The organism is Streptomyces sp. NPDC088725 (assembly GCF_044751305.1).
Taxonomy (GTDB): domain Bacteria; phylum Actinomycetota; class Actinomycetes; order Streptomycetales; family Streptomycetaceae; genus Streptomyces.
This window is the reverse complement of sequence record NZ_JBIVLO010000005.1, coordinates 629,140-653,876: the sequence shown is the minus strand read 5'-3', so window position 1 is coordinate 653,876 and position 24,737 is coordinate 629,140. Positions and strand designations below refer to the sequence as shown.

Sequence of the window (24,737 nt, the reverse complement as noted above, 5' to 3'; positions counted from 1 at the left end):
CCGGAAAGCGGCGTGCGGGGAAGTCTCAGGGCTCCGGGGAGCGCAGCACCCGCAGGTGACCCCGGCGCCCGCCTTCCGTGGGGCCGCCGGGCCCGCGCGGTCCTGGTCCCTTGCCGCCGCCCTCGGCCGCACGCTCCTGGGGGCGCGCGGCTTCCCGTACGGCGTTGGCGAGCGCTTCCAGATCGTCACCGCTGGGGCGCACGGGGGCGGAGGGATCCGTCAGCCGGACGACTTCCCAGCCGCGCGGCGCGGTCAGCCTCTCGCTGTGCTCCGCGCACAGGTCATAGCAGTGGGGCTCGGCGTAGGCGGCGAGCGGGCCGAGGACCGCGGTCGAATCGGCATAGACGTACGTCAGTGTCGCGACAGCAGGGCGGCCGCACGCGGTGCGCGAACAGCGACGTACAGGGCTCACGACGTTGGACGGTACCGCACTCTTGAGCGGGCCGCGACGACTCACCACCAGGTCACCCCACCGTGTCGCATGCCGAAACGGGACACAACGGCGCTTCGGACAACCGCCCTGACCTGCACGGAAACAAAAGCGACCGGTTGGCCACAGCCCATTACGCGGTCATTACCCGGGGCAAATCACAGCAAGAGAGGCACGACGGACGATCACCGGGACGCGTGGTTTCGGGCCTGAGTTTGGCCGGAATGCTCAGTATGCGACATGCCGTCCATGGAGTAATGCCCACGATCGCTCCGCCCCCGGGAGGGCTACCCTGCGTGAGTGATGGACAGCCCCGTATCACCCCGCCCGCCCGAGCCGCGGCCGCGCCGCCGCGACCGCCATGGCCGCGGTATGCGCGGGCCCGTCGCCCCGCCCCAGGTGCCGCTCTCCCTCAGCCGCGCGGAATCCTTCAACGATCTTGTGCAGGACTCCGTCGACCGGCTCGAACGGCGCTGGCCGCAGCTGGCCGACGTCGAGTTCCTGGTCATGGACGTACCGGACGTGAAGGACGACGTGGTGCCGCTCGGCCTCTCGGCCCCCGCCGCCAAGGAGCGGCCCGCGCGCATCGTGCTCTACCGGCGGCCGGTGGAGATCCGTACCAAGAGCCGCGACGAACGGGCGATGCTGGTGCACGAGGTCGTGGTCGAGCAGGTCGCCGAACTGCTCGGTCTGGCGCCCGAATCCGTCGATCCCCGGTACGGCCAGGAATGACGTACGACCGGGAATGACGTACGGCCGGGCCGGGAACGGCGTACGACCGGGGACGACCCGGTCGTACGGCCCGCTCCCACCGGCGGCCCTACCGGCGGCCGTCCAGGATCGACAGGTCCTCCGCGGCCTTCGGTACCAGCACCGTCCCCCGGTCGTCGGGCATCGCCTGGACCGTGAACATCGACACGCCGTCCTCCGTCAGCGCGAGGGTGCGCGCCGCGTGGACGGGACCGCCCGACTGCGGCTCGATCGTCAGCGCGTACGAGCCCTTCAGGCCGCTGGGCACCGGCGGGGTGAACGCCAGCGTCGTACCGGCCTTGACGTCGTAGACCTTCTCGGCCGGTTCCCCGCCCTCGCTGCCCGCGGAGGCCGTGACCTTGACCTTCGCGGCCGCGCCCGGGGCGGTGAGGGAGAGCGTGGAACCCTTGGAGCGGTTGTCCGCCGCGGTCGCGCGCGAGGAGACGGCCCCGGTCGCGGGGATGAAGGCGATCTCCTGCTTGCCGCCCTTGCCGCGGACGACGCGCAGCGCCGCCACCACCGGGGTAGCGCGCCCGGCCTGCGCCGAGCTGAGCACCAGTGAACCCGCCTCGCCCTTGGTGACGTCCGCGAGGTCCACGGAGGCCGTCATCCCGGCCTTCACGTGCAGGGACTCGTGTCCTGCCGGGGTGATCGTGCCGGTGGGACCCGCGAGTTGCAGCTTCAGGTCGGCGTCTTCCTGACCGGGCGCGAACGCCACCAGGCGTACGTCGGTGGCGTCCGCCGGGATGCCGGGCAGCACCACGCGCCCCGAGGGTTCCGCCGACGCCTGGAGCCAGTCGCTGCCGGCGGAGTCGTCGGCGACGCTCACGGCGGCGCCGACCCGGCCCGAGCGGGTGGTGACATGGACGGTCAGATCGGCGGCGGCCCCGGTGGTGAGGGTGGAGAGCAGCACCGGGACGCTGGACCTGGCGGGCACCGGAATGCCCTCCCCCACCTCCGACTTGAGCTTGCCGTCCTTGCCGTACAGCTCGAGGTCGGCGACGGCCGCGGTGTCGTCGGGGTTGGTGAGGTGGACGTAGTCGTGGCGCGAACGGTCCGTGCTCGCTCCGGGGAACCAGAAGTCGGTGTCGGGAGCGGTGCAGGACAGACCGAGCAGCCCGCGCGCGCCGCCGATGTCGATCGTCGTGGTCTGCTGGGTGGTCCAGCCGGGCGCGAGGGGGCCGGTGGCCGTGCCGATCAGCGCGGGGGACTCCGCACCGCTCGCCTTGCCGGAAACGGGCTTGCCCGGCTCCTTCACCGAGATGAAGGGTTTCTCCTCCTCGGCCGAGCCGTCGGTCGATGCCTGGGACGAGCCCTCCTTCGCGGCGTCGCCCTTCTTCTTGTCGTCGTCCTTGGCGCCCTTGCCGCCCTTGCCGTCCTTCGTGTCGCCGGAGTCCGTGTCGGCCACCGAGACAGAGGCCTTCTTCAGCCCGGCCGAGTCCACCGCATCGTCACCGCTCGCGGCGCCCGTGCCCTTGGGCGTGAAGGAGGTGTACGTCGTCTCCGCCACGTCCGACACGCTGGGTGCGGGGCACAGCAGGCTGGTGCGTTCGACGGGCAGTCGCGCGGGCGACGCCACCGTCGTGCCGTCCCCGCCGTCCGGCGCGGTGAGCGCGGCGAAGCCGGTGACCGCGACCAGGGCGGTGGTGGCCGCGAGCAGGGAGAGGGTCGTTCGGTTCACTGGTTGCTGCTCCCGTCGGGACGCTGCTCGTTCTCGTGCTCCTGGCCGTCCGCGTAGGGCTGCCGGGGGTAGCCGTACGGGTCGTACTGGGCCGGGTCGTACTGCCGGCCGTCGTACGCACCGGCCTGCTGCGCCGGGTACTGCTGCTGCGGGTACGGCTGCTGGTACTGCTCCTCGCCGTACCCCGCGCCCTGCTGCCCGCCCTGCTGGTACTGCTCGTTCGGGTACTGGTCGTAACCGGCGCCCGCGTACGCCTGGCCGTCCCAGTCGCCGTACGACTGCTGCTGCGGCACCGCCGCGTACGGCGTCTGCCGGCCGGCCTGCGGGTCGTACGCGCCCTGGGGGTCGTAGACCTCCTGGGGAGGCGCGTCCGGCATCGGCGGGACGGTCTCCTGCCGCGGCACGGCCTCCTGCTGCCCGGTCTGCTGTCCCGCCTGCTGCCCGGCGTCGTGCTCGCCGGACTCGTGCGGACCGGACTCCTGCGGACCGGCCGCGTACGGGCCCGTCTCGTACGGGCCGGCCTCTTCCGGAGCGCCCGGGACGGCTCCGGTCATCTCGCCCTCCGTCTGCGCCGCCGCCCGCAGCCTGCGCGCGCGGCGTCCTTCGCCGTCGACCGGCTGCGCCGGGATCTCGACGTCGTCCTCGGGCAGGTCGTCGTCGATCTCCCTGCGCCGCCCCGGCAGGGCGAGCACGAGCAGGACGACGGCGAGCGCGACCTGCGTCCAGACCCAGACGGTGTGGGTGAACGGATCGTCGTACGTGAGGTCGAGCTTGCCGCCGGCGGTGGGCAGTTCGAAGCCCTGGGCCCAGCCGTCGACGGTCTTCTTGGTGAGCGGCCGGCCGTCGAGCGTGGCCTCCCAGCCGTCGGCGGCCCGGTCCGCGATCCGCAGGATCCGGCCCGATTCGCCCGCCGGGATCGTCGTGTGCGCCTCGACCGGCGAGGAGGCGACGGCCAGCGGCTCACCGGCGCCCGTGCCGTCGACGATGGTGGCCCGCGAGATCTGGCGGTCCACGCGCCACAGCGCGCTGCCGTCCAGCTGGCTGAGCCGGCTCAGTCCCGGGGTGGAGTCCAGGACCCGGGTCATCTGCCGCCGCGCGTCGTCCCGTACGAGTACGTACCGGATCGCGAAACCGCTGAGCTGCTGGGTCTGGTCGGCGCCCGAACCCGCGACGAGGTTGGCGACGACCTTGTCGAGCCGCGGGTCGCTGCCGCGCGACGCGGTCAGTTCCGCGTCGCCGAGACGCCCGCCGGAGCCGCGGACCAGGGAGTACGCGACCTCGGCGGCGGAGGTGCCCGAGAGGACCAGCGTGCGCGGCTGGTCGCGGGTGACGCTCTCCTCGGCGACGAACGCGGGGACCTGGACCGGGTCGCGGCGCTCCAGCGGTCCGGCGGCGCCGCTGATCATCCAGCCGGCGGCGCCGGCGAGCGGGGCGAGGAGCGCCGCGATGCCGATGAGCCCGGCGACGGGCTGGCGCCAGCCGAAGCTCTGGCTGGCGACCCGGCTCCTGGCGCCTTCCGCGCCGACGACGGCGGCGGCGATCAGCGCCAGACCGTAGACGAGCGTGGCGGGTCCGGCCCAGCCGGAGTTGTTGGCGAGTACGGCGAAGACCAGGGCGACGACGGCCGCGACCCAGGCGGCGCGGATCGCGAACTGCCTTTCGCCGCGCAGCAGCGCGGCCAGTGCGGCCAGGACGATGCCGATCAGCAGGACGCCGCCCACGGCCTTGGGGCCGCCGGGGCTCATACCGAGCAGGTCGAGCGCGGAGGCCGCGCCCGAGCCGTACTCCAGTCCGGCTTCGCGCAGGAAGGCGGACGGGCTTGTCAGCAGGGAGAGCGACCAGGGCGCCAGCAGGAGGACGGGCGCGCCGAGCACGGCGAGCGCGCGCAGACCGTACGCGGCGAGGTCGCCGCGGCGCAGCCAGAGGACCACGAGGCAGAGCAGGAGCGCCATCGGCCACACGACGGGGGTGAAGGCCATCGTGAACGTCAGCAGGAAGGCGTACGCCCAGGAGGCGCGCCAGCTGCCCCGGTTCCCGCCGCCGGAACCGCCGCCGCGCAGTCCGTACGCGGAGACCGCCGCGCGGGCCATCAGCGGCAGCAGGACGGCCAGCACGGCCGTGCCGAGCCGCCCGGTGGCCAGGGCCCCGGTCGCGGCCGGCAGGAAGGCGTAGGCGACGCTCGCCCACGCCCGCAGCAGCCGGGACTCGGTGAGGGGCCGGGAGACGAAGTAGGCGGTGAATCCGGCCAGCGGGACGGAGCAGACGAGCAGCAGGGTCAGCGCGAAGCCCGTGGAGCCGAGGAAGATCGCCGACAGGGTGGCGAGCACGGCGAGGTAGGGCGGCGCCGTCTGCGTGCCGCCGGTACCGACGGGGTGCCAGCTGTCGGCGTACCGGGACCAGAGGTCGGAGACGTCGGCGGGCGCGGGCAGCAGGGCGCCGCCGGCCAGGGAGCCGCCGCCGAACAGGCCGCGGCAGGCGATGAGGGAGACGACCAGCAGGACCGCGAAGAGCACGGGCCCCGGCTTGTGCGCGAGCTTCTTGAGCCGCGCGAACTGCTCGATCTCCAGGAAGTCGGCGTCGTCACCGCCGGGGCCGGACTCGACGGCGCCGTGCCGTGAACCGCTCGCGTCGGCCTCCGCGCTGCCGCCGAGGCTTTGCGCGACCTGTTCGGCGGTGGCTCTGACGGTGGCGCCCGGCGGCGGGAAGAGGGAACGCAGTTCGCCGGCCTCGACGACCCCCTTGCCGCGCCGTTGCCGCCCGCTGAGGATTCTGCCGGGCCGCAGCAGGATGCCGGCCAGACCCATGACCTCGTCGACGGCCTGTCCCGGTGCTTTGCCGACCAGATAGGCGAGCGTGCGCATCAGGGTGCCGAGGACGAGTCGCAGGAGTACCCACGGGATGACGGCGGCCCGCGAGTTGACGAGCATCGTGTAGACGGCGCCGGCCTTGTCGACGCGGTGCGGGTTGACGACGGAGCGGCCCGCGCAGTCGACCGTACGGCGCTCACGCGCGGCGGCCTCGGCGTGCCGCAGGACGGCGTCGGGGGCGACGAGCACCCGGTGTCCCGCGGCGTGCGCGCGCCAGCACAGGTCGACGTCGTCGCGCATGAGCGGCAGCCTGCGGTCGAAGCCGCCCAGTTCCTCCCACACGTCACGGCGGACGAGCATGCCGGCGCTGGAGACGGACAGGACGGTACGGACCTGGTCGTGCTGGCCCTGGTCCTGTTCGCGCCGGTCGAGGCCGGTCCAGCGGCGCCCGCTGTTGGCGATGGTGACGCCGACTTCGAGAAGCTGCTTGCGGTCGTACCAACCGCGGAGTTTGGGACCGACGATGACGGCGTACGGATCGGAGTCCACGACCCGCAGCAGTTCGGTGAGCGCGTCGGGGTCGGGGGCGCAGTCGTCGTGCAGGAGCCACAGCCACTGCACGGGTTCGCCGTGGGGCAGTTCCGGCAGGTCGTACGCGTCGTCCCGCCAGCTCCTGCTCACCGGGTCCCAGCCACTGGGGCGCTTCAGGTACGGCAGGTCGTCCGGGGTCAGGACCGCGGCGGTGCGTACCGCCTCCTCCACGGCCGTGCCGAAGCCGGAACGGCGGGCGAGGTGCAGGACCCGGTCGGCTCCGAGCGCGTCGGTGAGCAGCCGGGCTGAGTCGTCGGCGCTGCCGGTGTCGGCGGCGACGGCGTTCTGTACGGGGCGTTCCTGACCGAGCAGCCCGGCGAGGGCGTCTGGCAGCCAGCGCGCACCGTCGTGGGCGACGAGCACCGCGGTCACGACGTGCCGCGGGAACTCGGGAGCGGTGGTGGGAACGAACGCGGCGTTGGTGGCGGACATTGAGGTAACGGGCCCTCCGGCCGGGGGTCGCCCCGCAGGGGCGTCGGTGCGTCTCGGACGGGGGCCCACACTAACGGCTGGCAACGGGACGGTCCGCCGCCAGCGGGGATGGGGCAGGCGGCGGACCGTTCATTACGTACGGGCTTGTGCCAATTGGCGATACGGCTCGGGGACACGGCCGCGGATACGGCCGGACGCCGGTCCGCTCAGATGGCGGCTTTCTTCAGCCGGCGGCGCTCGCGCTCCGACAGCCCGCCCCAGATACCGAATCTCTCGTCATTGGCAAGGGCGTACTCAAGGCATTCCGAACGGACTTCACAGGCGAGGCATACCTTCTTGGCCTCGCGGGTGGAACCGCCCTTCTCAGGAAAGAAGGACTCGGGATCTGTCTGGGCGCACAAGGCGCGCTCCTGCCAGCCGAGTTCTTCGTCCGCGTCCTCGACCAGCAGTTGCTGGAACAGCTCGGTCATGTGCGCCCCTCGTCTGTCTTTTGCTTCCCCGTGATGTGACCGCTATCGATTTCGGCCAAACGACACGAGTGAAATTACAAGGCTGTGGTTCCGGGCCAGTCAAGCGGAGATCTGGTACCGGGCCGGATATTCACTCTGCGGAACCAAGGCTATGCGGAAAGTGTTCAAATCACCAAAAACCTGACACATGCCACTGGCCTGCCCGCATCGCCGCGTTTAACGCCTCCACATCGAGGGTTCAACGCCCTCGCATGGAGGGACGCGGCGAACCGGCCGGTCTTTGCGGATCGACCGTCGAAGCGATCCGGATCACAACGGCACGCCGGTGCACCAGGTGCGCACCGCGGCACATACCGGCACAGTTACTGCTGCGCCATGTCTCCGCAGGTGGGGACGGACAAACCTCGGACCGGCCGGAACAACCGGATGAGGTGAAACATTGACGCCAAACCGGTCATTGGGTTGACATCGAGGACCTCGTTCCACCACCTTGGAACGCATGCCAGCGAACGCCGCGTACCTCGCGACCCACCTCCGTGGGTTCCGCAGTGCTGCCCAGGCCCGCTGTCGCTGTTGTCGCTCCACCAGCTGTTGATGCCCCGGGGCCGTTGAAGCCCCCGGCTCCGGCCGATCCCGGTGATCCCCGCCCTGATGTTCCGTGGCGATCTCCGGTGATCTCTCTCCCGCGATCTCCTGCGATCCCCCGCAGATCTTTCGCGAACCCCCTCCTGTGACCTCTTCCCGTGCGCGGCGCCCCGCCGTGTCCCTGATCCGCCGAGGAACCACCGCACCATGAACAGCGACAGCGACCTCCAGATCGCCGGCGACCTCCTCGAGGTCGCGCACCTTCTCCAGCCGGTCCGCGAACACCCTTCCACCGTGGCCGAGTTCGCCGGGCTCGCCCGCAAGCTCGCGGCCGACCGCGCGCACTGGGAGCCGCTCGTCCAGTACGACGCGACGAGCCGCTGGTACCACCGGCTTCGCACCGGGCCCGGATACGAGGTGTGGCTGCTCTCCTGGGTGCCCGGACAGGGCAGCGGACAGCACGGCCACGGCGGTTCCTCGGGCCTGCTGACCGTGCTGGCGGGCGAACTGACGGAGCGTACGGAGAACGGGGCCCGCGCCCTCACGCCGGGCACGCAGCGCGTCTTCGCTCCCGGTTATGTCCACGAGGTCGTCAACGACGCGCTCGAACCGGCCGTCAGCCTGCACATCTACTACCCGGGTCTGACCGAGATGCCGATGCGGGCGGCCCGCCGCGCCCCGGCGGCGGAGGATGTCGTACCCGCCTGAGAGCATGGGCGGTATGCGCATTGTGGTTCTGGCCGGCGGTATCGGCGGCGCCCGTTTCCTCCGTGGCCTCAAGCAGGCCGCGCCCGACGCGGACGTCACGGTGATCGGCAATACCGGTGACGACATCCATCTGTTCGGGCTGAAGGTATGTCCCGACCTCGACACGGTGATGTACACCCTCGGCGGTGGCATCGATGAAGAACAGGGCTGGGGGCGTACCGACGAGACGTTCCAGGTGAAGGCGGAGCTGGCGGCGTACGGCGTCGGACCCGAGTGGTTCGGCCTGGGCGACCGCGATTTCGCCACCCATATCGTCCGCACGCAGATGCTCGGCGCGGGCTTCCCGCTGAGCGCCGTCACCGAAGCGCTCTGCGCCCGGTGGAAGCCCGGCGTGCGGCTGCTGCCGATGTCCGACGACCGCGTCGAGACGCATGTCGCCGTCGATGTGGACGGCGAGCGGAAGGCGATCCACTTCCAGGAGTACTGGGTGAAGATGCGGGCGTCCGTGGACGCCCAGGCGGTCGTGCCGGTCGGCGCGGAGCAGGCGAAGCCGGCGCCCGGCGTCCTGGAGGCCATCGCGGCAGCGGATGTGATCCTCTTCCCGCCGTCCAACCCGGTCGTCAGCATCGGCACGATCCTGGCCGTTCCCGGTATCCGTGAGGCGATCGCCGACGCGGGCGTGCCGGTCGTCGGTCTCTCGCCGATCGTCGGGGACGCGCCCGTGCGCGGGATGGCCGACAAGGTGCTCGCCGCGGTGGGCGTCGAGTCCACGGCCGCGGCGGTCGCCCTGCACTACGGTTCCGGACTGCTCGACGGCTGGCTGGTGGACACCGTGGACGCGGGCGCGGTGCCCGGGATCGAGGACGCCGGCATCCGCAGCCGGGCGATCCCGCTGATGATGACGGACCTGGACGCGACCGCTGCCATGGCGGACGAGGCGCTGCGGCTGGCCGAGGAGGTAAGAGCGTGACGTCGTTCCACGTCCGTGCGGTGCCCGGACTGCCCGAGATCAGCGCGGGCGACGATCTGGCGAAGCTGATCGCGGCGGCGGATCCGGGTCTGGCGGAGGGCGACATCCTGCTCGTCACCTCGAAGATCGTCTCCAAGTCCGAGGGACGGATCATCGAGGCGACGGACCGTGAGTCGGCCATCGACGCCGAGACCGTACGGGTCGTCGCGCGGCGCGGCACCCTGCGCATCGTCGAGAACAAGCAGGGCCTGGTGATGGCGGCGGCGGGCGTCGACGCCTCCAACACCCGTGCGGGCACTGTCCTGTTGCTCCCCGAGGACCCGGACGCCTCGGCCCGCACCATAAGGGAGGGACTGCGCGAGGCGCTCGGAGTGAACGTCGGCGTGATCGTCACGGACACCTTCGGGCGGCCCTGGCGCAGCGGCCTCACGGATGTCGCGATCGGTGCGGCCGGCGTGCGGGTCCTGGACGATCTGCGCGGCGGCACGGACGCTTACGGCAACCCGTTGAGCGCCACCGTCGTCGCGCTGGCCGACGAACTGGCCGCGGCGGGCGACCTGGTGAAGGGCAAGGCCGAAGGCCTGCCGGTGGCCGTCGTGAGCGGGCTGTCGCAGCTGGTCGGCGATGTGGCCGAGGGCGCACGGGCGCTGGTGCGCGTCGCCGCGGACGACATGTTCCGGCTCGGTACGTCGGAGGCGGTACGGGAAGCCGTCACGCAGCGCCGTACGGTCCGTGAGTTCACCGAGGATCCGGTCGATCCGGGCGCGGTCCGCCGCGCGGTCGCGGCGGCCGTCACGGCGCCCGCCCCGCACCACACGACACCGTGGCGCTTCGTCCTGCTGGAGTCTCCCGGGGCGCGTACGCGCCTGCTGGACGCGATGCGTGACGCCTGGATCGCGGACCTGCGGCGCGACGGCAAGTCCGAGGAATCCATCGCCAAGCGTGTACGGCGCGGGGATGTGCTGCGCAAGGCGCCGTATCTGGTGGTGCCGTGCCTGGTGACGGACGGCGCGCACACGTACGGGGACGAGCGGCGGGACGGCGCCGAGCGCGAGATGTTCGTGGTCGCGGCGGGCGCCGGTGTGCAGAACTTCCTGGTGGCGCTGGCGGGCGAGCGGCTCGGCTCCGCGTGGGTGTCCTCGACGATGTTCTGCCCCGACGTCGTACGGGAAGCGCTCGATCTGCCCGCGCACTGGGACCCGATGGGCGCGGTGGCGGTCGGGCGCGCGGCCGCGCCGCCGAGGGAGCGGCCCGCGCGGTCGGCGGACAGCTTCATCGAGGTGCGCTGAGTCGGGGGCGGCGGGCGCCGGAGTCCGCCGCCCCCTTACAGCTGAGCGATGTTCCTGACCGGCATCCGGGGCGCGCGGCGCGGCGGGATACGGCCGCTGAGCATGATCAGCCGGGTCGCGCGGTGGCGCTGTCCCGCGTACGGCTCCAGGAGTTCGAGCATCGCCGCGTCGTCGGCGTCCCGGTCACCGGCCAGCGCGTGGCCGACGATGCCGGGCAGGTGAAGGTCGCCGACGGTGACGGCGTCGGGGGCGCCGTTCGCGCGCTGGATGGTCTCCGCGGCGGTCCACGGACCGATGCCGGGGATCAACCGCAGCCGCGCCGCCGCCTGTTCGGGCTCCATGCCGGCGGCTTCCTCCAGCCGCCCCGCGACGCGGACGGCGCGCAGGATGGTCGAGGACCGCTTGGCGTCGACGCCGGCCTTGTGCCACTCCCAGGACGGGATGAGCGCCCAGGTCCTCGGCTCGGGCATCACGTACAGCCCGTCGCCCGGTCCGCCGGGCCCCGTGGGCCCCGGGGCGGGCTCTCCGAACGTACGCACCAGCGCGCGCCAGGCGCGGTACGCCTCGACGGTGGTGACCTTCTGCTCGAGGACGGAGGGAATCAGCGATTCGAGCACCAGGCCGGTACGGCACAGACGCAGCCCCGGGCGGTTCCGCTGAGCCATGAGGACGGCGCGGTGGCGGGGCGTGAAGGCGGCGGGGTCGTCCGCCGCTCCGAGCAGGCCGGGGAGCTGATCGAGCAGCCACTCGGCACCGGAACCCCAGGCTTCGGCGTCCACGGCGCCGTCCCTGGCGACGGCCCTGAGCGTGCCGGGGCCCGCGGGCGTCCGGCTGCTCCGCCATACGGAACCGTCGGCGAGGGCCCGGAACGTCGGATCGCCGCCGCCGCGCCGCAGCGGCCCGAGTACGAGCCCCAGGTCGTAGGGGCCCTCCGGCGGCACCCAGCGCCGCCGGACCCCGGGCATCGCAGGACCGACCGCGGGCGCCGGGGGCGCGGAGCGGGGGCGGGGTGCGAAACGGCCTGCCACGGGCGGGGTCCTCGGGAGGGGGCGGGGGGCCTGGGGGTCCGGCGGGGCCTGCGGGGCTCCTGCGGGATCTGCGGCACGGGGTCACGAACGAGGTTACGTGGTGACACGGCGAAGGCGGCTTTTCCGCTGCCCGACCGCCGCTGCTGCCGGCGCCCGCACCACCGGACCGCGCCCGCAGCCGCCCGACTCCGCCTGCCCGGCTCCACCCGCCGGCTCCTCCTGACCGCGTCCGCCTGCCCGTCCCTACCCGCCCGCCTCCGCCCCGCCTGCCCCTCCGGGCTCCCCGCCCCCGCGCTCCCCCGCCTCTCGCCGGGCGTCACGCGTCACTGGTCCGACGAGAACCTGACCGAGCCCTCCGGCAGCGCCGCCCCGCACCACACCCTGACTCCCTCGCGCAGCTCGTTGTCCGCTCCCACCACCGCGCCGTCGCCGACCACCACTCCCGTCAGCACCGACCGTGCACCCACCGTCGCACCTTCGCCGATCAGTGAGTCCGTGATCACCGCGCCCGGTTCCACCACGGCTCCGTCCAGCACCGCGCTGCCCGAGATCCGGGCGCCCGCGCCCACCTCGGCTGCCTCGCCCACCACCGTGCCGTCCGTCAGCTTCGCGTCGGGCGCCACCTTCGCCGTCGGCATGACCAGGCAGTCGCCGCAGCGGCCCGGGACCGCCGGGGACTGCACGCGGCCGAGGACCAGGTCCGCGGAGCCGCGTACGAACGCCTGTGGTGTTCCCAGGTCCAGCCAGTACGTCGAGTCGACCATGCCCTGGAGATGCGCGCCCGAGGCCAGCAGTTCCGGGAAGGTCTCCCGTTCCACGGATACCGGACGCCCGTGCGGGATGGAGTCGATCACCGAGCGCCGGAACACGTACGCGCCCGCGTTGATCTGGTCGGTGACGATCTCTTCCGGCGTCTGCGGCTTCTCCAGGAACGCCGTGACCCGCCCGTCCCCGTCCGTCGGCACCAGGCCGAACGCCCGCGGGTCCTCGACCCGCGTCAGGTGCAGGGAGACGTCCGCCCCCGAGGTCGCGTGTGTCCGTACCAGGGCTTCGATGTCGAGCCCGGTCAGGATGTCCCCGTTGAAAATGAGTACGGGCTCGTCCGGGCCCGAGCGCAGCCGGGAGGCGACATTGCGGATCGCCCCTCCCGTGCCCAGTGGCTCCCGCTCCGTCACGTACTCCAGATGCAGGCCGAGTGACGAGCCGTCACCGAAGTAGGGCTCGAACACCTCGGCGAGATACGACGTGGCCAGCACGACGTGCTCAACACCCGCCGCCTGCGCACGTGCCAGTTGGTGCGTGAGGAACGGGACGCCTGCCGCCGGCACCATGGGCTTCGGTGTGTGCACCGTGAGCGGCCGGAGACGGGTGCCTTTGCCGCCGACCAGGAGGATCGCTTCTGTCACCTGTCGTCTCTGCTTCCTGCTGGGGCCGACTATTCGCACATTCGCACATTCGTGCGCTCGTACGTAAGGGCGGCCAGTCTACGCAGTCAATCCGTACGCCTAGAGTCGTCCGCCTTGATACTTGGTGGCCGAAGTCCGCACGGTCCTAAGCTTGTTGTAAAGACGGTCCCCGGGACAGTCGGTGGCGAATCCGTCCCGATGCCCGGAGATGGCGTCAAGTTTGACCTTCTTCCCCTTTCTGTACTTGTCGCCTCCCTGGGATGTAGTCACGACCTTGGCGCGCGGGTCGACTTCGTACAGTCCGAGTTTCCAGGCGGAGAGTTTCGCGATAGCGGTAGTTGCAGCGGCGGATGGATTCGTATTTTTGTATGTCCCTAGAACAGCAATGCCCATGCTGTTGCTATTGAATCCGAGCGTGTGAGCGCCCATCACGGCTTTGGCCACACCACCGGCGCGTCCCTCGTAAATGTTTCCGCACTTGTCGATGGCGAAGTTGTAGCCGAGATCACGCCAGCCGTTGCTCTTGACGTGGAAGCGGTAGATGCCGCGCAGTACCGACGGCGCCTGCTTACAGGTGTAGTTGTTGCCCGTGGCGCTGTGATGGACGAAAACCACCTTGACCGCTTTGGTGTAGCCGAACTTCTTCTCGCGCAACTTCTCGTCCGCTCCCCACCCCTTGCGCGAGATGATGCGCGGGCGTCTTCCGGTGTACGGCTTCGCGGCCGGCGTGTTGTCCGCGGCCGTCTCGCGGAGGGCCCGCGGAGCAACACCGCTGCGGGTGGTCGCGGGCGGTTCGGCGGCCGGGTCCGGTTCCGCGTCCGGTTCGGTGTCCGGCACGGCGGCCGGTTCGGCCTCCGGTTCCGCGTCCGGTTCCGCGTCCGGGGCGTCACCCGGGTCGACGAGGTCGAGCCGCATACCGCTCGGCAGGGCCCGACCGCCGCCCGTCGCGCCTCGTACCCGTACCTCGACACCGTCCGAGTCACCGACCCACAGCGGCGCGGTGGAACCGTGCGCCGGGGACTCCTCGCGCTCCTGCGCACCGAGGTCGGCGCCGTGGTCCTCGTTGTGTGTCTCCAGGCTCTGCCAGCCGGACCAGGTCTCCGATCCTGTCGCGCGCGTACGGACCCGGACCGTGCCGCGCAGTTCGGCCGCCGGGTCGTCCCACACGAGGCCGAGCAGCGAGAAGGGTCTGACGCCGCGCCCAGTCAAGTCCCGTTCTTCCGGGCCTGGTTCCGTCGCCGGTTCTGATCCTCGTTCCGTTCCCCGTGCCCTTCCCCGTCCTGTCACACGGCCGATCGTCCGGCCCTCCGGCGCGGCGGCGAGCGGAAGCGACTGGGTGGAGCCCGGCGCCGGGGCCCGGTCGTCCCGGACGGCGCCGTCTCCCCGGTCGGACCGCCCGGCCGGGGAGGGCGCCGCGTCCGCGTCGGACGGCAGAGAGAGCGGAAGGACCAGCGCGACGGAGCACGCGGCACCGATCGACGTTGCCAGGAAAGCACGCATACGAGGATTCTGCGGGCGGCCCGACCCCGCGCGCGGTCCAACATGCTGACAGACCGTCGGAAGAACTGTCCGTCGTACCGGTGTTCTCCTCCACTGGTACGGCCGCGGCTCCTTCAGCGGTACGACGGTGCTGCCGGTTCTGTCCGGCGTACCCTGTGCGGCGTGAACGCCATCCGCCGTACCCCCGCCGACCTGCTGCGATCCGCCCTCGCGACGGACCCGGCCCGCCCCTTGGTCACCTTCTACGACGACGCCACCGGAGAACGCGTCGAACTGTCCGTGGCCACCTTCTCCAACTGGGTGTCCAAGACCGCGAACCTCCTCCAGGGTGACCTCGCGGCCGAGCCCGGCGACCGGCTCGCCCTCCTGCTGCCCGCCCACTGGCAGAGCGCGGTCTGGCTGCTCGCCTGCTCGTCGGTGGGCGTGACCGTCGAGATCGGCGGCGATCCGGCCGCCGCCGACCTCGTTGTCACCGGCCCCGGCACACTGGACGCCGCGCGCGCGTGCCGCGGCGAGCGGGTGGCGCTCGCGCTGCGCCCGCTCGGCGGCCGCTTCCCGCAGCCGCCCGAGGGCTTCGTGGACTACGCCGTCGAAGTGCCCGGCCAGGGTGACCGCTTCGCGCCGTTCGCGCCGGTGGACCCGGACGCGCCCGCGCTCGTCGTCGGCGGTACGGAACTGACGGCGGCCGAGGTCGTGGAGCGGGCCGGCGCCGACGCCGGGGAGCGCGGACTCACGGCCGGGTCCCGGCTGCTGTCGGGGCTCCCGTACGACAGCTGGGACGGGCTCTCGGCCGGGCTGTTCGCGCCGCTGGGCGCGGAGGGCTCCGTCGTGCTGTGCCGCCATCTCCCGGAACTGTCCGAGGACGGGCTCGCGAAGCGCGTCGAGAGCGAACGGGTCACGCACCGCGCGGTGTGAACACACCGCGGTTTGAACGGTGTTCCTCCGGCAAGACGTCACTGCGCTTCACCGGTAGTACGTGATCGGCGAAAGATACAGCACACCGCACAACCATGTGCGGTTTTCGCCCGTCTACCCCAGCAACCGGCGGCCCAGCGTGCCGCCGATGCCCTGAAGGATGGACGCAGACGTGACCGAGAGCGCCGGCACGCCCACCGGACCGGACAGTCCGGACGAGGACAAGCAGCCGACCGGGGCAGTCGAGCCTGACGACGACGTCACGGCGGACGAGCACACGACGTCCAAGGAGGCGGAGGTCCCGGAGGCCGCCGCCCCGGACGAGCCCGGAGCACAACCAGAGCCCGATCCGGACACCGAGCCCAACTCCGGGCAGGAGCCCGGGCCGGGACCAGAGGCCGTACCCGAGCCGGACGCCGAGACCGCGACCGAGTCCGAGCCCGAGCCCGACGCCGAGCCGGACAACAGCGCCGAGCCCGGCTCAGAGCCCGACACCGACACAGAGCCCGACACCGACACCGAGCCCCAGCCCGGCGCCACCCCGCCCGCCCGCACCCACCGCTGGTTGCGCTGGACCGCGCTCGGCGCCGCCGTCGTCGTCCTCGCCGCGGCCGGGACGAGCTGGTGGTTCTACCGGAAGCTCGACGGCAACATCACCACCGACACCGGCGCCGCCGCCGAGCTGCGTACGTACGAGAAGGACCGGCCTCAGCCCGTCACGCTCGACACCGAGAACATCCTGCTCATCGGCTCCGACTCGCGCTCCGGCAAGGGCAACGGCAAGTACGGGCAGGACGACGGCGGCTCCCAGCGCTCCGACACCACGATCCTGCTGCACCTCGCGGCCGACCGGCAGAGCGCGACCGCGGTCTCCATACCGCGCGACCTGATGGTCGAGATACCCAGCTGCGGCAACCAGGACGGCAGCCGCGGCAAGGCCCGGTTCGCGCAGTTCAACAGTGCTTTCGAGTCCGGCGGTACGGCCTGCACGATCCGTACGGTCGAGAAGCTGACCGGAGTCCGGATCGACCACCAGATGGTCGTCGACTTCAGCGGCTTCAAGGAGATGGTGAACGCGGTGGACGGCGTCGACATCTGCCTCAAGGAGGCCGTCGACGACAAACAGGCCCACCTCAAGCTGAGCGCGGGACGCCAGACGCTCGACGGCGAGCAGGCCCTCGGTTTCGTCCGCGCACGCCACGGCATCGGTGACGGCAGCGACACGCAGCGCATGGACCGCCAGCAGCGCTTCCTCGGCGCCCTCTTCAAGAAGGTGCAGAGCAACGGGGTGCTGCTCAACCCGACCCGGCTCTATCCGGTGCTCGACGCCGCGACGAAGGCCATCACCACGGACCCGGGCCTGGACACACTCAAGGACCTCTACGACCTGACGCGCTCGATGCGTGGTGTGCCGACGGACAAGGTGCAGTTCCTCACGGTGCCCCGGCAGCCGTACTCCCTGGACCCGAACCGCGACGAGCTGGTCCAGCCGGAGGCCGACGACCTCTTCAGGCAACTGCGCGACGACGTACTTGTCTCCGTGGAGGCGCCCGGGGACGACGCGGGCAGCGACGACGGCGGCTCCTCGGAAGAGACGGAAGAGACCGGTGATCCGTCCGGCGAACCATCGGGAGAAGCGTCCGTGAAACCGTCCGGCACTTCTTCGCCGAGCCCCGGACCGGCCCCCACTTTCACGGGCACGAACGCCGCCGAGGGGATGTGTGAGTAAAACGATGGCCAAGGGAAGACAGCCACCGGATGGGGATTGGGCGGATTGCCCGGTTGTAAGTGAGGTGCGATTTGTCACGGGCGTCGCTGGACGCTGAACTGGGCGGATACTGTGACGCGATCCGGTGTTTCTGGCCGAGAGGTCGCGCACCGATGGATTGCAAGACCGAGCGTCTTCGGGGGGAAGACGCCTCGTGTTGGCACCCGACGGAGGATTCAAGCAACCGTGGATGCGCATAGCCGTGGACAGGCGGGCGACGACATCGACCCCGCCGACCAGTGGGTCCTCAACCCGCAGACCGGTAACTACGAACTGCGACTGGATCACTCCGCAGGGCAGCCGGCCGCCCCGAGAACGGGAGCGCCGAGAGGCGACTCCGGGCGCTCGCCGCGAACCGGTGCCGACACGGACTCCGGGAACGAGAGCGACGCGGACGGTTCCGTGCCGCGGTCCCGGTCCGAATCCCGTTCCGAGTCTCGGTCCGAATCCCGGCAGGGTTCGCGGTCCGGGTCCCGTTCCGGCCGCGGCGGGTCCGGCGCGGAGCGCGCCGAGGTACCGGCGCAGCGCAGCCGTCGGGCCGGCAAGGGCCAGCCTCCGGAGACGGCCGCCGGCCGCCGCAAGCGCAAGGCCAAGAAGTCCGGCAAGAAGAAGGTGCTGCTGTGGACGGGCGGCACCCTGGCGTTCCTGCTCGTCGCCGGGTCCGCGGGCGGCTACCTGTACTACGAGCACCTGAACAACAACATCACGGCGTTCGACGTCGGTACGGGCGACAAGGCCGTGGCGAACGACCGCGCCATGAACATCCTGATCATCGGTACGGACAAGCGCACCGGTAAGGGCAACGAGGGCTACGGCGACGCGGGCAGCGTCGGCCACGCGGACACGAACTTCCTCCTGCACATCTCCAAGGACCGGACGAACGCGACGGCGCTCTCCATCCCCCGGGACCTGGTCACCGGTATCCCGGACTGCGAGACCAGGCAGCCGGACGGCAGCAGCACGGTCATCCCCGGCACCCCGCAGTCGGACTTCAACCCGCGCTTCAACCAGAGCCTCGGGCAGGACGACCGCGACCCGGGCTGCACGATGGCCACCGTCAAGGAACTGACCGGGCTGACCGTCGACCACTTCCTGATGGCCGACTTCAACGCGGTCAAAACACTGACGACGGCGGTGGGCGGTGTGGACATCTGCCTCGCCAAGGACGTGCACGACAAGGACTCGCACCTCAACCTTCCGGCGGGCGAGCACAACGTCCAGGGCGAGCAGGCGCTCGCCTTCGTCCGTACCCGGCACAGCTTCGGCAACGAGGGCGACCTCGACCGCATCAAGGTGCAGCAGCAGTTCCTGGCCTCACTGATGCGCAAGATGCAGTCCAAGGGAACGCTGACCAGCCCGAGCAAGGTGTTCAGCCTCGCGGAGGCCGCGACGAAGGCGCTGACGGTCGACTCCGGCATCGGGACCGTCGGCAAGCTCCAGGACCTCGCCATGGAGCTGAAGGACATCAACCCGAAGAACATCTCGTTCCTGACGCTGCCGGTGGTCGACAACCCGGCGGAGGGCACGAATCACGCGACGGTCGTCATCAACGAGGCCCAGGCGAAGCCGCTGTTCGCGATGTTGCAGAACGACACCTCGCTCACCGAGGTGAAGAAGAAGGAAGCCGCCGCCAAGGACGCGCAGAACGACGCCCTGAAGGGCCCGAAGGCCGCGGCGGCCGACGTACGGATAGACGTGTACAACGGCGGCGGTCCGGCGGGCTCGGCACAGGAGACGCTTGCCTGGCTCCAGAACGACAAGGGCGCGCCGAAGACCACCAACAAGGGCAACGCGCCCGCGAACGTGGACAAGACGACCCTGGAGTACGCGCCGAACCAGGCCGACCAGGCGCGCGCCGTCGCGGACTGGATGGGGCTGCCCGGGTCGGCCCTGAAGAAGGGCACGGAGGACGCCGAGGGGCTCGAGGCGATGACGCTGACGCTCGGCAAGGACTTCAAGGGCGCGGGCGTGCCCATCACAGGGCCGGCAAAGGCGCCGGAGGGTGTGCAGAAGGTGGAAGCGGACAAGCAGGTCTGTGCCAAGTGACGCCGGAACACCGGCCCGCGCGGACGACCTGAACGAAGGGGATCTGGTGGGTCAGAGCAGCGGGCACAGGGAGGGGACAGGCACGCACGGACGTGTGCCGCATGCCCGTGAACTGGGCTGGGACGACAGCCTGTACGAAGGTGAAGACGAGGGCGCGGGGGCGCGGCCGCAGGACGCGGGCGGCGGGGACGACGGGGACAGCCGGTCCGCGGACGGCAGGAGCGCGGGAACGGCCGGCGACGGCGCGACCGGTGGCGGCGGGGGAACAGGCGGCGCGGGATCCGGCAAGGGCGCAGACTCAGGCAAGGGCGCGGGCAAAAGCGGTCCCGGCGCGGCTGCCGGGCGCCCGCGCGCGAGACGCGTCAAGCGCGTACTGCGCTGGTCGGCCGCCGTGCTCTCCCTCCTGATACTCGGGACGGCCGGCGCCGGTTACCTGTATTACCGCCATCTCGACGGGAACATACGCAGCGGCGACCGCAGCAACGGCGCCGACGGCCTCGCGAAGCCCGGGGCCAACGCGGCGGGCCAGAGCCCGCTGAACATTCTGCTGATCGGGTCCGACAGCCGCGCCGACCCGGAGAACGTCAAGCTCGGCGGCAGCAAGGACAGCGCCGGCAACCCGCCGCTCGGCGATGTGCAGATGCTGATCCACATCTCCGCCGACCGCCGGAACGCCTCGGTCGTGTCCATCCCCCGCGACACCCGGGTGGACATCCCGGAGTGCCAGGACGCCAGGACCGGCAAGGTCTATCCGAAGATCAACACCATCATCAACGAGTCGCTGGCACGCGGTGGTCCCGGCTGCACCCTGAGCACCTGGGAGAACCTGACCGGCGTCTACATCGACCACTGGATGACGATCGACTTCGCCGGTGTGGTCTCGATGGCCGACGCGATCGGCGGGGTCGACGTCTGCGTCAAGCAGGGCGTGTGGGACCGGCCGCTGGGTGCGGCCGGAGGCGGTTCCGGGCTCAAGCTCCAGGCGGGCACGACCAAGATCCAGGGCAAGCAGGCTCTCCAGTGGCTGCGCACCCGGCACGCCTTCGCGAGCGACCTCGGCCGCGCCGAGGCCCAGCACATGTACATGAACTCGATGATCCGCGCGCTCAAGTCGCAGAACGTCTTCACGGACACCGGGCGGCTGACGGGACTCGCGGAGGCCGCGACCAAGTCGCTGGAGGTCTCCGAGGAGATCGGCTCGGTCAAGAAGCTGTACGACCTCGGCATGCAGCTCAAGAGCGTGCCGACCGACCGGCTCACCATGACGACGATGCCGACCGTGGTGGACCCGCAGGACCCCAACCACCTGGTGGCCAGGGCGGCGGACGCGGACGAGCTGTGGACGTTCCTCCGTGATGACGTGGCGTTCGACGGCAACGGCTCCAAGGACGAGGGCAAGACGGACGGCAAGGGCGGCACGAAGGAGCCGGCCGGGCCGGCGTCCAAGGACCCGTCCGCCGATCCGGCACAGACCGGGGTGCGCGTGCTCAACGGCACCGGCGGCGGCGAACAGCCCGCGGCGGCCCATCGCGCGGCCGAGGTCGCCGAACTGCTCGCGGGCAAGGGCTACACGCTCGCGCGCTCCGGCTCCCAGCCCGCCTCACAGGAGGAGACCACGGTCACCTACCCGAGCGCGGAGCTGGAGGGAGACGCCCAGGGGGTCGCCAAGGCCCTCGGGATTCCGCTGAGTTCGGTGAAGGTGTCCACGGACGTCTCGGGGGTCACGGTGACCGTGGGCGCCGACTGGCGCACCGGCTCCTCGTACCCGAAGCCGGAGAAGCCGCGGGCGGGCGGCATCCCGGAGACGTCGGACGCCCTCAGCGGCTCGGACACCGGCGCGTGCATGGACGTGTACGAGCCGTACCGCTGGCCGGAGTAGCCGCGTACGCCCGAACCACCCGTATCCCCGCACCACATGCAGGAGCGCCGCCCGGCAGTCGGCCGGGCGGCGCTCCTGTGCGTACGTACGCGGCCGTTACGCGTCGACCGGGCGCGCGGCGGGCCTGCGGCTCGCCATGACCTTCTTCGCGAGGGCGCGCGGGCTGGTGAGGAAGCCGTATCCCCAGGCCATGTGCATGGTGGCCAGCGCCACCGGGATCCGCAGCCGGGCCTTCAGCGGCAGTCCCTTGCCCGCCGGGACGGAACCCGCGGCGATCGCGGCGAGGTACGCGCCGGGGACGACGAAGCCCCACGGCGTGAGCGCCACTCCGACGACGATGCCCGCGGCGATGGCGCACACGGCCGTCGGCGGGGCGAGGTAGCGCAGGTTGATCGAACCGGAGTGGTAGCGCGCGACGACGTGGCGCCAGCGGCCGTAGTCCTTGTACTGCTTGGCCAGCGCCCGGACGGAGGGACGCGGCCGGTACTGGACGCGCAGTTCGGGGGAGAACCAGATCCCGCCGCCCGACTCACGGATGCGGAAGTTCAGCTCCCAGTCCTGGGCGCGGATGAACTCCTCGTTGTACCCGCCCAGCCGCTCCAGCGCCTCGCGCCGGAAGACACCCAGATACACGGTTTCCGCGGGACCGGCCTGGCCGCCCGTGTGGAAGGCCGCGTTGCCGACGCCTATCTTCGACGTCATGGCGGCGGCGACGGCTTCCTCCCAGTCGTTCTCACCCTCGGCGTGCATCACCCCGCCGACGTTCTGCGCGCCGGTCTCCTCCAGGAGCCTGACGGCGGTGGAGATGTAGTTCGGCGAGAGCATGCCGTGTCCGTCGACCCGCACCACGACGGGGTGCCTGGACGCCTTGATCGCGGCGTTCAGCGCCGCGGGCGTGCGGCCCGTCGGGTTGGGGACGGTCTGGACGCGGGCGCGGGCGTTGGACGCCGTTTCCCGTACCAGCTCGGCGGCGATCTCGTCGGTGCGGTCAGTGGAGGGCCCGAGAGCGATCACCACCTCCATCTCACCCTCGTACTCCTGCTCCAGGATGTGCTGGACGGAGTTCCTGAGATGACGTTCCTCGTCGAGCACCGGCATGATCACGGAAACCGCGGGCGGCAGGGCAGGCATGGGGTCCTTCGGGGCCTTCGGAAGTGGATTCGCGCGTCACGTTACCGCGAACGGGGGACAGCGGCGCGCGCCGCCCGGTCGCGGAACCGTGGCGCTGATCGTATGGGCTTATCGTCCTCACGATTCCTCGTCTCGCGGAGGTGTTCCCCGTGTCCACGCCGCCCCGCTCCCCCCGCCCGCGTCCCCCGGCCGGCCGCCCCCGGCCCCGCCCGGTCCGGCGGGACGCGCGGCCCCGCTGGGGGGTGAGGACGGCGGCGAGCCTCGCGGTCGTGGTGCTCGGCGCGGGCGGGATCGGCCACGCGGTGGTGACGAGCCTGGATACGGGGATCGGCCGGGTCGACGCGTTCAAGGACATGAAGAACCGCCCGGACGCGGGCCACGGTATGAATCTCCTGCTCGTCGGCACCGACGGCCGCCAGCGGATCACCCCGCAGGAGAAGACGAAGTACCGCCTCGGCGGCGCCCCCTGCGACTGCACCGACACGATCATGCTCGTCCACCTCTCGGAGGACGGGAAGCGCGCGAGCGTCGTGAGCATTCCGCGCGACAGTTACGCGGAACTCCCCGGCCGCCACACGGACGCGGTCACCGGCAAGTCCCACAGGGCCCACGCGATGAAGATCAACGCGGCGTACGCGGAAGGCGGCCCGAATCTGACCGTCAGGACCGTGGAGCACATGACGGGCGTGAAGATCAGCCACTACCTGGAGGTCGACTTCACCAGCTTCATGAAGACCGTGAACGCGCTGGGCGGGGTGGACATCTGCACGCCGAAGCCGCTGAAGGACGCGTACACCGGTCTCGACCTGACCCCCGGCACGCACCGGCTGGACGGCGGCCAGGCCCTCCAGTACGTACGCTCCCGGCACCTCGACGCCTCGTCGGACCTCGGCAGGATGCAACGGCAGCAGCGCTTCGTGGCCGCGCTGATCAACCGCGCCACGAACAGCGGGGTGCTGCTGAACCCGGTGAGGTTCCAGCAGGTGACCTCGGCCATGCTCGGCTCGGTCCGGGCCGACCGGGGTTTCGGTACGGAGCAGCTGCTCCGGCTCAACGAGGCGATGCGCGGCTTCTCGCCCTCGTCCTCGGAGTTCACCTCCGTGCCGCTGAGCGGTGACGGCGTGGAGATCAAGGGCATCGGCGCGACGGTGAAGTGGGACGCGGTGAGGTCGGGTGCGCTCTTCCGGGCGCTGCGGAACGACACACCGCTCACACCGCCGCACCAGCCGGCGCCCGTGGGCCCGTCGAAGCCGGCCGGCTCGCCTTCGCCGCTGCGGAAGAAGCCCGCGCTGGTCGAGGTGAAGCCACAGACGATCAGGGTGCAGGTCTACAACGGGACGCGCGCCGACGGTCTCGGCAAGCGGGTCGACGACGCGCTGCGCGCGGCCGGCTTCCAGACCAGCCGCGCCCCGCTCACCGCCGACGCGCGCAACGTCAAGCGGACGGTCGTGATGTACGACCCGCGCTGGGACCGCTCGGCGAAATCCCTGGCGGCGGCGCTGCCGGGCAGCGAACTGCGCAAGGTCGCGCGGCAGGGCGGCACACTGAAGGTGGTGGCGGGGACGGACTTCAAGGCGGTGGCGCCGGTACGGGCGGAGGCACCGCCGGCGGGCCGGTTCGGCGCGGTGACCGGCGACCAGGTGGTCTGCCCGTAGGGCGTCCCGCCCCGGCGCACCCGGTCCCGGTTCTTGCTCAGTCGCTCGGTTGCTCGGCTCGCGCGGTTGGACTCCTTGTTCCGTTGGACTCCTTGCTCAGTTGGACTCCGGGGACGTCTCGTCCACGATGCCGCCCGCCGTGCGCCTCTCCCGCAGCTCCTTGATCGCGCGCCGCCTGGCGAGCCGGTGCGTACGCCGGATCTGCGCCTCCTGGTGGCGCCGCCGGTCCCGTTCGGTCTCCGGGATGACCGGCGGTACGGGCCGGGGCCTGCCGTCTCCGTCGACGGCCGCGAAGACCAGGTAGGCGCTGCCGACCTGGGTGGCGGGGGTGGACTCGTTCCAGCGCTCCGCCAGCACCCGCACCCCGACCTCCATGGAGGACCGGCCGACCCAGTTGACCTGGGCTTTCACATGAACGAGGTCGCCCACCCGCACCGGCTCCAGAAAGACCATCTCGTCCATGGAGGCGGTGACGGCGGGCCCGCCCGAATGCCGGCCGGCGACGGCCCCCGCCGCGTCGTCGACCAGCTTCATGATCACGCCGCCGTGCACCGTGCCGAGGAGGTTGGTGTCACTGCCGGTCATGATGTGGCTGAGTGTGGTTCTGGAGGCGGAGGTCGGCTTACCCGGTATCTCACTGTCCGGGCGATGAGCCTGATCTGTCATGCCACCCACCTTATGCGGGGGTCCGTGACG

The 24,737-nt window shown here is 71.4% G+C and carries 18 protein-coding genes; 9 read left to right on the top strand and 9 right to left on the bottom strand.

The genetic code is table 11. From position 1 onward, the window contains the following. Nucleotides 1-25: 25 nt before the first annotated feature. Nucleotides 26-460, bottom strand: a complete 435-nt coding sequence (locus ACIP6N_RS16310; protein WP_401816136.1) for a DUF3499 domain-containing protein — start codon at nt 458-460, stop codon at nt 26-28. 273 nt (nt 461-733) lie between these two features. Between ACIP6N_RS16310 and ACIP6N_RS16305 the strand changes: the two genes are divergently transcribed. Further along, entirely contained in the window at nt 734-1,162 is a 429-nt protein-coding gene (locus ACIP6N_RS16305) for a metallopeptidase family protein (RefSeq protein ID WP_401816134.1), read from the top strand. Nucleotides 1,163-1,250: 88 nt separating this feature from the next. Here the strand turns inward: ACIP6N_RS16305 and ACIP6N_RS16300 are convergent, their stop codons facing one another. From ACIP6N_RS16300 to ACIP6N_RS16290, 3 genes are all read right to left on the bottom strand, one after another. Then, nucleotides 1,251-2,861, bottom strand: a complete 1,611-nt coding sequence (locus ACIP6N_RS16300) for a DUF5719 family protein (RefSeq protein WP_401816132.1) — start codon at nt 2,859-2,861, stop codon at nt 1,251-1,253. Continuing rightward, nucleotides 2,858-6,691, bottom strand: a complete 3,834-nt coding sequence (locus tag ACIP6N_RS16295) for a glycosyltransferase (RefSeq protein WP_401816130.1) — start codon at nt 6,689-6,691, stop codon at nt 2,858-2,860. The genes ACIP6N_RS16300 and ACIP6N_RS16295 overlap by 4 nt, the downstream gene beginning before the upstream one ends. 206 nt (nt 6,692-6,897) lie before the next feature. Beyond that, nucleotides 6,898-7,161 carry a WhiB family transcriptional regulator gene (locus ACIP6N_RS16290; protein ID WP_014046372.1) on the bottom strand — a complete coding sequence of 88 codons (264 nt, stop codon included), beginning with the start codon at nt 7,159-7,161 and terminating at the stop codon, nt 6,898-6,900. Nucleotides 7,162-7,953: 792 nt separating this feature from the next. On the opposite strand from ACIP6N_RS16290, the gene ACIP6N_RS16285 reads away from it, so the two are divergent. From ACIP6N_RS16285 to ACIP6N_RS16275, 3 genes are read left to right on the top strand one after another with little or no spacing between them, the layout of a single operon-like run. Beyond that, nucleotides 7,954-8,454, top strand: coding sequence for a cupin domain-containing protein (locus tag ACIP6N_RS16285; protein ID WP_401816129.1), 501 nt, complete (start codon nt 7,954-7,956; stop codon nt 8,452-8,454). 13 nt (nt 8,455-8,467) lie between these two features. Further along, nucleotides 8,468-9,424, top strand: a complete 957-nt coding sequence (gene cofD, locus ACIP6N_RS16280; RefSeq protein WP_401816128.1) for a 2-phospho-L-lactate transferase — start codon at nt 8,468-8,470, stop codon at nt 9,422-9,424. Then, nucleotides 9,421-10,713 (top strand): coenzyme F420-0:L-glutamate ligase, encoded by a 1,293-nt coding sequence (locus ACIP6N_RS16275; protein WP_401816126.1) that lies wholly within the window; start codon nt 9,421-9,423, stop codon nt 10,711-10,713. The genes cofD and ACIP6N_RS16275 overlap by 4 nt, the downstream gene beginning before the upstream one ends. 35 nt (nt 10,714-10,748) lie before the next feature. Here the strand turns inward: ACIP6N_RS16275 and ACIP6N_RS16270 are convergent, their stop codons facing one another. From ACIP6N_RS16270 to ACIP6N_RS16260, 3 genes are all read right to left on the bottom strand, one after another. Beyond that, nucleotides 10,749-11,741: a DNA-3-methyladenine glycosylase family protein gene (locus ACIP6N_RS16270; RefSeq protein WP_401816125.1), complete on the bottom strand. Its 993-nt coding sequence runs from the start codon at nt 11,739-11,741 to the stop codon at nt 10,749-10,751. A gap of 323 nt (nt 11,742-12,064) precedes the next feature. After that, a complete protein-coding gene (locus ACIP6N_RS16265) occupies nt 12,065-13,147 on the bottom strand; it encodes a sugar phosphate nucleotidyltransferase (RefSeq protein WP_401816124.1) in 1,083 nt (360 codons plus the stop codon). Nucleotides 13,148-13,246: 99 nt separating this feature from the next. After that, nucleotides 13,247-14,647, bottom strand: a complete 1,401-nt coding sequence (locus ACIP6N_RS16260) for an N-acetylmuramoyl-L-alanine amidase (RefSeq protein WP_401816123.1) — start codon at nt 14,645-14,647, stop codon at nt 13,247-13,249. 162 nt (nt 14,648-14,809) lie between these two features. Between ACIP6N_RS16260 and ACIP6N_RS16255 the strand changes: the two genes are divergently transcribed. The 4 genes from ACIP6N_RS16255 (at nt 14,810) to ACIP6N_RS16240 (ending at nt 21,255) form a co-directional block, all read left to right on the top strand. Beyond that, entirely contained in the window at nt 14,810-15,562 is a 753-nt protein-coding gene (locus ACIP6N_RS16255; RefSeq protein WP_401816122.1) for a TIGR03089 family protein, read from the top strand. 160 nt (nt 15,563-15,722) lie between these two features. Then, entirely contained in the window at nt 15,723-17,291 is a 1,569-nt protein-coding gene (locus ACIP6N_RS16250) for an LCP family protein (RefSeq protein WP_401816120.1), read from the top strand. Nucleotides 17,292-17,516: 225 nt separating this feature from the next. Next, a complete protein-coding gene (locus tag ACIP6N_RS16245; protein WP_401816119.1) occupies nt 17,517-19,376 on the top strand; it encodes an LCP family protein in 1,860 nt (619 codons plus the stop codon). 94 nt (nt 19,377-19,470) lie between these two features. Further along, nucleotides 19,471-21,255 (top strand): LCP family protein, encoded by a 1,785-nt coding sequence (locus tag ACIP6N_RS16240; protein ID WP_401816117.1) that lies wholly within the window; start codon nt 19,471-19,473, stop codon nt 21,253-21,255. Nucleotides 21,256-21,351: 96 nt separating this feature from the next. Here the strand turns inward: ACIP6N_RS16240 and ACIP6N_RS16235 are convergent, their stop codons facing one another. Beyond that, nucleotides 21,352-22,386, bottom strand: a complete 1,035-nt coding sequence (locus ACIP6N_RS16235) for a glycosyltransferase family 2 protein (RefSeq protein ID WP_401816116.1) — start codon at nt 22,384-22,386, stop codon at nt 21,352-21,354. 149 nt (nt 22,387-22,535) lie between these two features. Here ACIP6N_RS16235 and ACIP6N_RS16230 point away from each other — a divergent pair, with 149 nt between their 5' ends. Continuing rightward, nucleotides 22,536-24,041: an LCP family protein gene (locus tag ACIP6N_RS16230; RefSeq protein WP_401816115.1), complete on the top strand. Its 1,506-nt coding sequence runs from the start codon at nt 22,536-22,538 to the stop codon at nt 24,039-24,041. A gap of 96 nt (nt 24,042-24,137) precedes the next feature. Here the strand turns inward: ACIP6N_RS16230 and ACIP6N_RS16225 are convergent, their stop codons facing one another. Continuing rightward, nucleotides 24,138-24,707 carry an acyl-CoA thioesterase gene (locus ACIP6N_RS16225; RefSeq protein WP_401816114.1) on the bottom strand — a complete coding sequence of 190 codons (570 nt, stop codon included), beginning with the start codon at nt 24,705-24,707 and terminating at the stop codon, nt 24,138-24,140. Nucleotides 24,708-24,737 lie beyond the last annotated feature (30 nt).

Coding starts and splice junctions, on each gene's coding strand:
- ACIP6N_RS16250 (WP_401816120.1), top strand. CDS start 15,723: ATGGACGCAGACGTGACCGAGAGCGCCGGCACGCCCACCGGACCGGAC.
- ACIP6N_RS16285 (WP_401816129.1), top strand. CDS start 7,954: ATGAACAGCGACAGCGACCTCCAGATCGCCGGCGACCTCCTCGAGGTC.
- ACIP6N_RS16225 (WP_401816114.1), bottom strand. CDS start 24,707: ATGACAGATCAGGCTCATCGCCCGGACAGTGAGATACCGGGTAAGCCG.
- cofD (WP_401816128.1), top strand. CDS start 8,468: ATGCGCATTGTGGTTCTGGCCGGCGGTATCGGCGGCGCCCGTTTCCTC.
- ACIP6N_RS16295 (WP_401816130.1), bottom strand. CDS start 6,691: ATGTCCGCCACCAACGCCGCGTTCGTTCCCACCACCGCTCCCGAGTTC.
- ACIP6N_RS16305 (WP_401816134.1), top strand. CDS start 734: ATGGACAGCCCCGTATCACCCCGCCCGCCCGAGCCGCGGCCGCGCCGC.
- ACIP6N_RS16290 (WP_014046372.1), bottom strand. CDS start 7,161: ATGACCGAGCTGTTCCAGCAACTGCTGGTCGAGGACGCGGACGAAGAA.
- ACIP6N_RS16260 (WP_401816123.1), bottom strand. CDS start 14,647: ATGCGTGCTTTCCTGGCAACGTCGATCGGTGCCGCGTGCTCCGTCGCG.
- ACIP6N_RS16235 (WP_401816116.1), bottom strand. CDS start 22,386: ATGCCTGCCCTGCCGCCCGCGGTTTCCGTGATCATGCCGGTGCTCGAC.